Here is a 9,321-nt window from a genome sequence, read left to right on the forward strand (position 1 = left end):
AGCCGGCAGAAGAATTTGTACTTGCCCTTCGGCGCAGCACCCCGCGTTTCAGTTGCTCCACGCGGCGCCACTACTCACGATTGCAATGCGTTGCTCGAAGCAGCAGTGTCGATTGGATCTCGACGAAGGCTGGCCGAATCCCCCGCACTGCACGGAACATCGCAGTATCGTCGTCAGTAGTTTAGGAGAACCATCAGTACATTCCCACCGGGCGCCCGAGTTTAAAGCAGCCAAAATCGCGACCGGGCGCGACGTAAGCCTATGCGGCGCTTTTCCTACAGGAGATGTTCGATCGGCAGTATCGACAGAAACCAGACGCCCAGTCGACTCCACCAGGTGGTGTTGGGCTCGGTGTCATATCGCACCTGCGCGTCGCCGTTCTGTTTCAGCCAGTACAGCGCCCCGTTGGTATCGAGGTGTACCGAATACGCGACCTGCGGTACGAGCGACAGGAAAATGGATTCGATCCGGCTCGCCAGTGGGGCACTGTCTATGACGAAGCCGAGTTCTGTGTTGACATTCGCGGATCGCGGATCGAAATTGAACGATCCGACAAAGACGCGATTGCCATCCACAGCGAAGGTCTTCGCATGCAGGCTCGATCCTGAGCCACCGAATATGCGGGCGTGCTCCGCGTTCTTGTCCGTCACGCCAGGCAACCGTCGCAATTCGTACAGTTGCACGCCCGAGTCCAACAGTTCAACGCGTCGCTTGGCGTACCCCGAGTGCACCACCGCGACGTCGGTGGCTTCGAGTGCATTGGTCAGCACGCGCACGGTTACCCCGCTTCGCGCGAGCTGGGCGAAGTACTGGGTACCGGTGGTGGCCGGCACGAAATAGGGCGAAACAAGGTCCAGCTCGCGCGCCGGGTCGCCCAGGATCTCCCGGAACTGATGCAGGACAAATGCTTGCTGAGGCGCCGTACCCAAACCCTTTGCCGGGTCGTCACTGACCATTCGGATTGTGGCCCATTCCAGCGGCAACGTGCCGTCGAGCAATTGCGGCACGACAGGCGCATCGCGGATTGCCTGCGTGTAAGCGATCGCCTCGGGGTCATGTTCGATCTTCTGTGCCTTGCGCTCGATGTCATCGAGTTGCCCGGCCTCAGCCCGGTGCACGATCAGGTCGACCGGATAGGACGACCCGCTTGCCCAATAGCGATCGAAGTCTTCCGCGACATCCGTCGCGATTGGACCCACGGCGAGGATATCAAGGTCGGCGAAAACAATGCCGTCGGTGGCGCCAAAGTACTCATCGCCGATGTTGCGGCCGCCCACAATCGTCACGGCGCCGTCGGCGGTGAACGACTTGTTGTGCATGCGACGGTTGAGTCGAGCAAAGTCCGTCAGAAAGCCGATGAATTTGGGCTTGCGAATGACGAACGGGTTGAACAGCCGGACCTCGATGTTCGGACGGGCCTGCAGCGAGGCAAGCGTGTCATCAAGCGACGACGGTATTCCGTCATCGTCAAGCAGCAAGCGCACGCGCACCCCGCGATCAGCCGCCTGATGGAGAGCTTCGAGCAGGAGTGTCCCCGTCAGGTCGTCCTTCCAGACGTAGTACTGTACGTCCAACGTGCGTTCCGCCGCCCGGGCCAACTCCATCCGCGCCGCGAACGCTGCAAGCGGGTTCGCGAGGGGATAGATTCCGGCCATGCCGAGACGACCAGCATCCTCCTGCGCACTTGATTCTCCGAGCTTCGTGGTCTGCGCATCAGCAGCCGTTATCGCGACCGATTGCGTGCGATTCGCGAGCGACGGCAGTGCGCAGCCGCTCAGCGCGCCGGCGCCGAGTGTAATCCATGATACGAAGATCACCACTCGCCTGGACACATGTAGAGCGATGTCTCCGGGCGAGGGCGTGGCGCGTCGGGTTCCGGCGATGAAGATGTTCACGTTGAATGATCAGCGGGTCGGATTCCCTCATCCTCCATGATGCAGCGCGGCAAAGCGGTCTTTTGAGCCGTGTTCCTTGGTGCGAGCATATCGTACGGTGCGCTCTGTGACCGTTGCGTTTGTGCGAACAGCCGCTTCACGACGGCCGGTTGTATGACGAGAAGGCCCCAAAGAAACAGATTTCCGGGCGCTTGAGTAGCAGATCGTGAGTTCAATGGCGGTTTGATGACGCCGGATGATCCGTCTCTTCTACAGGAGCAAACCAATTCACGTTTGGCGTAGCGGACCCGCCCCACGGGCCGCCCCTCATCACTCCAGGCTCGATAAAATCAAATCGCGTTTGCTTTCCTCGCATATAGAGCTAGATTTAAGAGCGATGCAGCTTACGTGTCTGAGAGATCGGCAACAGTCTGGGATTTTCCTCAGAGCCGAGGCGCCTCTTTTCCGGGAAAGCCGAATGACATTTCGATTTCAGGCTCGGCCCGTCCAATAGCAGCTTCAGGCAGACATCTTCAAAGACGCCGGGAGATCACCTCGATGGAATCGACGTCGTTGTCGGGCACTAGCGCTACTGCCACGACCGAAGCCCCACCGGGAGAGGCACCGCCGCGCTTTCATCTGCTGGCAAAGCCGAGCGGATCCACTTGCAATATTGACTGCAAGTACTGCTTTTTTCTGTCCAAGGAAGCGCTATACCCGAGCGGGAAACACCGGATGTCGGAAGCGACGCTCGAAACCTACATCCGTCAGTTGCTGGAGTCACATCGCACACCAGAGGTCACGGTGGCGTGGCAGGGTGGCGAACCCACGCTGATGAAGGTCGACTTTTTTAGAAGCGCCGTCGAACTCGTCGAAAGGTACCGCAAGCCCGGACAGGTTGTGAGGCATACCTTCCAGACTAACGGCATCCTTCTCGACGATGAATGGTGCGCCTTCTTCAAGAAACATCACTTTCTTGTCGGCCTGAGTGTCGATGGTCCGCGTGGGCTCCACGATGCTTACCGCGTGGATCGCCGTGGCGGGGGAACGTTCGATCTCGTCATGCAGGGCTGGAGGCAATTACAGAGACACGGGGTCGAGTTCAACATTCTCTGTACGGTCAACGCTGCCAACGAACATCACGGCCGCTCGGTCTATCGCTTCTTTCGTGACGAACTCGGGGCAAAGTGGGTGCAGTTCATCCCGATTATCGAGCGCGCGACCGAACAGACCATCGAGGTCGCGAACCACGGCTGGAGTGAACGGCCTGACCGCAAGCGCGTGCTTTATACACAAACCGGCAATCTGGTTACTAAACGCTCGGTGGGTTCGGAGCAGTACGGCCGGTTCCTGATGGACGTCTTCGAAGAATGGGTGCGCCACGATGTAGGTCGCGTCTACGTGCAGCTGTTCGATGTGACGCTCGAGGCTTATTTTGGCCGCTATCTGTTGTGCCTTCACGCACCGACCTGCGGCCTTGGTCCCGCGCTCGAATACAACGGCGACCTCTATTCTTGCGATCATTTCGTCGAGCCTGGTTATCGGCTTGGCAATATTCACGAGACACACATGCTCGAACTGATGGCGTTGCCCGAGCAGCGCCAGTTCGGACAGGCCAAACGAGATTCGCTGACCGCACAGTGCCGGGATTGCGAGGTTAAGGCGTTATGCAACGGCGGTTGCCCGAAGGACCGCTTCGCCTTTTCATCCGATGGCGAACCTGGTCACAACTATCTCTGCCCCGGCCTGAAGCTGTTTTTTACCGAGTCGGGCCACGCAATGCGGACGATGGCCCGGCTTCTTCGTGATGGCCGACCGCCCTCCGACGTGATGGCGATCACCGCAGCCGATGACAAACGGCGCGGACCCTATGCGTCCTGCCCATGTGGAAGTGGCCGGAAATTCCGCTTCTGTCACGGCAACAACGCGTCGCTCCCCTCTTGCGAGGGAGGGAGGCAGTGAAGGAAAACGCATCGGGGTGACGGGCAGCTCAAACCTTTGAGGTTGACTGCTTTTCAGCCATCTAGCGCTTGACGTGGCGGATTACGGATTTCCGGTGCATCCCCACGGCTGATACGTTCTCTAGCCGGGGTTCCGCAAGTGGCCTGTTTCTATCTGAACGGAAAGGAGCAATCATGGCAGCCAAGCAACCCAATATCCTGATCCTCTGGGGCGATGATGTCGGATGGTGGAATATCAGCTTCAACAGTCGCGGACAGATGGGCTACCGGACACCAAACATCGACCGGATTGCGAACGAGGGAGTTGCGTTCACCGATTACTATGCGCAACAGAGTTGCACGGCCGGACGCGCTGCGTTCATTACAGGCCAAAACCCGATCCGCACGGGCTTAACCAAAGTTGGCATGCCCGGGGCGGATCTTGGCCTGTCGACCGAGGACCCGACGATTGCCGAACTGCTGAAACCCTTGGGTTACACCACGGGGCAGTTCGGCAAGAACCACTTGGGCGACAAGGATGAGTTCCTGCCTACGATGCATGGTTTCGACGAATTCTTTGGAAACCTCTATCACCTGAATGCCGAGGAAGAACCCGAGGATCCCGACTATCCGAAGGACCCCGAATTCAGGAAACGATTCGGCCCCCGCGGTGTACTTCACTGCTGGTCGGACGGCAAGGGCGGACAGAAGATCGATGACACGGGCGCGCTCACCCGCAAACGCATGGAGACCGTCGACGACGAAACCACCGAGCATGCCCTCGCGTTCATTGACAAGGCTCACCAGGAACGCAAGCCGTTCTTTGTCTGGTACAACACCACGGCGATGCACTTCAGGACCCACTGCGCCGAAAAGCACAAGGGCAAAAGCGGACAGGGAGACTACAACGACGTAATGGTCGCCCACGACGAAAACGTCGGCAGGATGCTCGGCAAGCTGGATGAACTCGGTATCGCCGACGACACCATCGTCATGTATTCGACCGACAACGGCCCGCACTTCAATAGCTGGCCGGACGCCGGCATCACACCGTTCCGCTCCGAGAAGAACACCAACTGGGAAGGCGGCTGGCGCGTGCCTGCTTTCGTTCGCTGGCCGGCCCAGATTCCGTCTGGCACAGTGCTCAATGGGATCGTCACTCACCAGGACTGGCTGGCGACATTTCTGGCCGCTGCGGGCGTGCCGGACGTGAAGGAGAAGCTTCTCGAGGGATATGAGGCCGGGCCAAAAACCTACAAGGTACACCTCGACGGCTTCAACATGCTTCCCTATCTGCGGGGTGAAGTCAGTGAGAGTCCCCGCCAGTCCTTTTTCTACATCAGCGATGACGGCGACATCCTCGCAATCCGCATGAAGGACTGGAAGATGGTCCTTCAGGAGCAGCGGGCAACCAGACTGCAATGCTGGGCGGAACCATTTGTCCCATTGCGCATCCCCAAAATGTTCCATCTGAGGCGCGACCCGTTTGAGAGAGCCGACGAGAACTCGAACACATACTGGGACTGGATGATCTCTCACGCCTACCTGCTTTACGCGATGCAGGCAATCGTAGCGGGCGAAATTGGCCAGTTCAAGGCTTATCCTCCGCGCCAGAAGCCAGCTTCGTTCAATCTCGATGCCGTGTTACGACAACTCGAGGACGCAAGCGGCAGCGCCGGGCATTGACCGCGAATAAAGGAGACCAAGAAGCGGCGCCCACAGAAGCTGCAGGTTCCGGGCTCTGCGAACGCCGGGGTGCGCGCAGCCTTACCGCTCGAAGTGCAGTGGCCTCTCGACGGCAATAGAGTCGAACTGGGGTTGCGCCCGCGCTCAGGAGCACTGACTTGTCCGTGTTCCGGATGCCTCACGCGGACATTGGATTCGGCTGCTCAGAACCGTATTCCCAAGCCCATGTAGAAGCCGGCTGTCCTCACGTCGTAAAGGAAGTCCGGCTTCTCATAGTTCATGCTAAGTACGCGGTAACCGGCTTTCGCGCTGATCGTTTTTGAGAACCTGTATTCCGCGCCAGCGAGAAGTTGCCAGGACAGGCGCGAGCCACCGGCACCCACGTCGGCATAGCCAACCACCGACCACCGGTCTGTAAAGAGGTACGCGGCACGTGCACCGACGAAACCGTCGGTCCAGTCGACGCTATCGCTCCGACTAACGCCTCCCGGTAGTAACCGACTCGGTGAAAATGAGATCTGGGAGTAGAGATTGGTATATCGAACGCCTACCAGCGCATCTACCGGCGTTATCCGGCTGTCGACCAGACGATAAGCGCCCGCCAACTGCGCGATGGTTTGGTCTCCCTTCAGTTTGGCTGTGCCCAGCGCTCCACCAAGCAGCGGATCGGACGTCTTCGAAAGCTTTACATAGATCGTATCGAAAATTATTGCCCACCGCCCTTTGCGCGCTTCGAAGGAACCCATCGCTCCGAAGTCAAGGTTTCGCCACACATTGGAGAAACTCGCGTCCAGGTTCGCGGTCGGAGTTCTAGCTCCGACGCGTCCCCACCCGCTGAAACCGGCGGCCCAGAGGTACGGTGTAGCCTCGAACTGCCAGGCGTCGCGAGACGTTTGAGCATTGGACAACACGGGCGCCGCAGCAATGAAGGCAGACACGATCACCGGGAGTTTTGCACGGTCCATGAAGATGCTCCTCGCGAATCCAGTTCGGGGCGACGTCGGCCTCCTCCTGCTGGAAGCCGGGATCGGTGGAATCTTTCGGGGCAAAACGGTACGGGACTTCAGCGACATGCAGTCTTGTTCGCGGCTGGCAGACAAGGCGAAAATCTTGTCGTCCCGATCGGGTTTGAAACAAGCATAGTCCGACGCGCCGTACTTAAGGGCTCGGGTTTACACCACGGCCTCATATTCAGTGGAGGAGCTCCACGGCGCAATCGGCTGAAGTTATCGCGCCAAGGGCACATACGCCATGAGGACATCCTTCATTTCTCCAGCGATTGAAGAAGCCTCGAGAATTCTGAGGCTGTACGCGGATGATTCCGCCGGCTGGGCTATCAATAACTGCGATTAGAGCCAGCGATAGCGCGACTGTCACGGGCAGAATTGTAATGAGGCCGCTTCGCAGTGTCCCATTTGTGCCGTCGCCCTGCACGACACAACCAAGTAGTGCAATGACAATCATGAGATACCACGCGCCAAGGGGAATGTGATTGATCCGCAAGGCCTCGAAATAATCTTGGGAGTTGAGCACGTCGTTCATTCCCGCGACGACGAGGGCCCCGACTGATGTTGGCTGATCCCGCGCCACCTGAGAAGCGAGCCGCCATAGCTCCGATTGAACATCCGCCGTATCGCGTCTCAGGCGTCCACGCTCGTGTGAATCTCGGGTCCGGAAATCAGCGACTCTCAGCTTCGTGTAACGGATCAATCCATCTTTCATCTTCGCACCGACGGTGGCGTCGGTCAGATCTGCGCGCGCGTATTCCGTACCTATCGCGTTAGCTTCGCTTTCCTCCAGATTCTTGCGCTCGTCATAGTGGCTGACTGCCATGGAAAGGCTGAATCCGATCAGCAGCGCCAGCAACGTCAGGGTAGCTGTCTGGACAATATTGAAATCCTGTCGGTCCACTTAGGGAGCACAGCCCCGCGCCGTAAAAAATACGCACCAAATGAATACGAGGACTACATTCATGCAGTGCGGCTCGGCAACCAGCTACGGTCCCCGCGGAAAGAGAAATGTCACCACTGCGCGCGCGCCCCAACCGCTCGGCCCGCTGGGTGCGCTCGCAGCCCAATATCGCAGGCCAGCCCCAAAGCTCACTGGTTGCGAGCCAACTTTGACCAGCTTGGTCATTACGGCATTCAACGGAATAGACCAGCGATGTCGCTCCCAATCGTATGTCGACTCCGTGTTGAGCGAAAACGTCCATGCGTCGTCCGTCGTGTAACTGACGAATGGTTGCAGAAAAGTCGAGTTCACATTATTTGAACCGCTACCGGCGAATGACCAGATATGGTTGCCCAACATGCCTACAGTCCATGGCCCGACCTGGGCCAGGCCGACCGCCGTCGGTCCGGCGGCCCATTTACGTGCCGACAGCAACGGATCTGTTCCGGTAGGGAAGAGAAAAACCGGACCGGCTCCCCAGATGATGCCATTTGCAGTTGGGCGCTTGGGCGAAAGGAAAAGGCTTTGCACTGTATCCCCGAGACCAGCCTGACTTCCCGACCCTTGCACGACGCCGGTCTGCGACACAATTGGCACGATAGTTCGGCTAATGATATTCCAGTCGCTGTTGAGCGTCATCGGCACGACGGGTTGAACGTTGATCGTCCATTTGTGACCGCCAGAATCGCTGCCCATGCCGCGATCATAGTTTGCCTGGATCGGGACACTGATCAGCGCGGCGACGGGGTTGCTCAATTGTTTTGCGAGTTGCGCGTCATCTTCCGCTCGTGCCTGCATGGCGCCGGCCGCAGTGAGGACCGACGTTGCGACCACACGCGTGCGCAATCTGGAAGCAGATGAAAAGCATGCCATGTTGATGCTCCGGAGTACGAGCGCTTTCTATCGCACCATTTGCGGTTGCTTGATCGGTCGATTTGTGAGCGAGTTGTCTCGAGGATTGACGGTGCGCCGCTAAATCATCTGCATCGCTGTAGACGGTACTAACATAGGATAGCTATGCGTAGTTGACAACGTAAAATTGTCCCTCGCCTTCGGCGCAAATGCGGATGACTCGATAAGGTCGACAACTGTTGCCGTTACACTGAATGACTGCAATAGGTCGAGTGTAGGTTCGCTGATGCAGGAAACTGCGTCCGTCTGCTCGATGCCGCCACCGTCAGCAATCCGCCACATTGCTGACGTAGAACCCAGCCCGCCCCAATGTCTTCAATCTTGCGATCGACAGTAAGCTGCGCGGGTGCGACCTTGTCAATCTGCATGTCCGCGACGTAACGCACGGCACTCAGATACTGCCACCTCGAAATGATAATGCAGCGCAAGACCAAACGACCCGTGCAGTTGGAGGTTTCAGAGCCTGCTCGCGTTGCGGCCGCTGCATGGATCGAAAAGGCCAAGCTGAGGTCCGAGGAGTACCTTTCCCGGCTCTGTCGCATTAACGCGGGAGAGGTAAAATTCGAGGCTCAGGAAAACGCTTTGGCCACTCGATGAAAAAGACTCCAACGCCACGAACGACGCTTGCTCCGGGAATTGCCAAGGTGCTGAAGCGACTGCACTATCCGGGCAGTGGATAAGGCGGGCAACACCATCGATTTTCTGTTCCGAGCCAAGCGGGACAAGGCTGCTGCGCGGCGCTTCTTTGAAAAAGCAATCGCTCAGAACGGTTCCCCCGAGACGGTAACCATCGACAAAAGCGGCTCCAATCTGGCCGCGCTTCACGCGGTGAATGCCGAGCGCGAGATGCCCATCAGGGTTCGTCAGATCAAGTACTTGAACAACATCGTGGAGCAGGACCATCGGGCCATCAAACGCCGAACCCGACAGATGCTCGGTACTCGGACACAATCCCGAAT

General features: G+C 58.2%; 5 protein-coding genes and 2 pseudogenes. 3 read left to right on the plus strand and 4 right to left on the minus strand.

Features of this window, described 5'->3' with window-relative positions:
* Positions 1-275 precede the first annotated feature (275 nt).
* The gene (locus F759_RS0120240; RefSeq protein WP_051377368.1) at positions 276-1,832 is read right to left on the minus strand and encodes a phospholipase D family protein; all 1,557 of its coding nucleotides are present in this window, start codon (positions 1,830-1,832) and stop codon (positions 276-278) included.
* Positions 1,833-2,432: 600 nt separating this feature from the next.
* On the opposite strand from F759_RS0120240, the gene F759_RS38070 reads away from it, so the two are divergent.
* Positions 2,433-3,836 carry an anaerobic sulfatase maturase gene (locus tag F759_RS38070; RefSeq protein WP_084534299.1) on the plus strand — a complete coding sequence of 468 codons (1,404 nt, stop codon included), beginning with the start codon at positions 2,433-2,435 and terminating at the stop codon, positions 3,834-3,836.
* A gap of 173 nt (positions 3,837-4,009) precedes the next feature.
* On the plus strand, positions 4,010-5,500 hold the full coding sequence (locus tag F759_RS0120250; RefSeq protein ID WP_027801485.1) for an arylsulfatase: 1,491 nt from the start codon (positions 4,010-4,012) through the stop codon (positions 5,498-5,500).
* Positions 5,501-5,703: 203 nt separating this feature from the next.
* Here F759_RS0120250 and F759_RS38075 read toward each other — a convergent pair whose 3' ends face one another.
* The 3 genes and pseudogenes from F759_RS38075 to F759_RS0120270 form a co-directional block, all read right to left on the minus strand.
* On the minus strand, positions 5,704-6,465 hold the full coding sequence (locus F759_RS38075) for an outer membrane protein (protein WP_051377361.1): 762 nt from the start codon (positions 6,463-6,465) through the stop codon (positions 5,704-5,706).
* 299 nt (positions 6,466-6,764) lie between these two features.
* Positions 6,765-7,455, minus strand: a pseudogene (locus tag F759_RS38080) (bestrophin-like domain); the annotation flags it as partial.
* 40 nt (positions 7,456-7,495) lie between these two features.
* Positions 7,496-8,323: a hypothetical protein gene (locus F759_RS0120270; RefSeq protein ID WP_051377363.1), complete on the minus strand. Its 828-nt coding sequence runs from the start codon at positions 8,321-8,323 to the stop codon at positions 7,496-7,498.
* 705 nt (positions 8,324-9,028) lie between these two features.
* On the opposite strand from F759_RS0120270, the pseudogene F759_RS38085 reads away from it, so the two are divergent.
* Positions 9,029-9,321: pseudogene (locus F759_RS38085) on the plus strand (DDE-type integrase/transposase/recombinase); the annotation flags it as partial.

This window comes from Paraburkholderia dilworthii, from assembly GCF_000472525.1.
In the GTDB taxonomy this organism is placed as follows: domain Bacteria; phylum Pseudomonadota; class Gammaproteobacteria; order Burkholderiales; family Burkholderiaceae; genus Paraburkholderia; species Paraburkholderia dilworthii.

Excerpts from the sequence above, each read along its gene's own strand:
- F759_RS38075 (WP_051377361.1), bottom strand. The coding sequence starts at position 6,465 with ATGGACCGTGCAAAACTCCCGGTGATCGTGTCTGCCTTCATTGCTGCG.
- F759_RS0120250 (WP_027801485.1), top strand. The coding sequence starts at position 4,010 with ATGGCAGCCAAGCAACCCAATATCCTGATCCTCTGGGGCGATGATGTC.
- F759_RS0120270 (WP_051377363.1), bottom strand. The coding sequence starts at position 8,323 with ATGGCATGCTTTTCATCTGCTTCCAGATTGCGCACGCGTGTGGTCGCA.
- F759_RS38070 (WP_084534299.1), top strand. The coding sequence starts at position 2,433 with ATGGAATCGACGTCGTTGTCGGGCACTAGCGCTACTGCCACGACCGAA.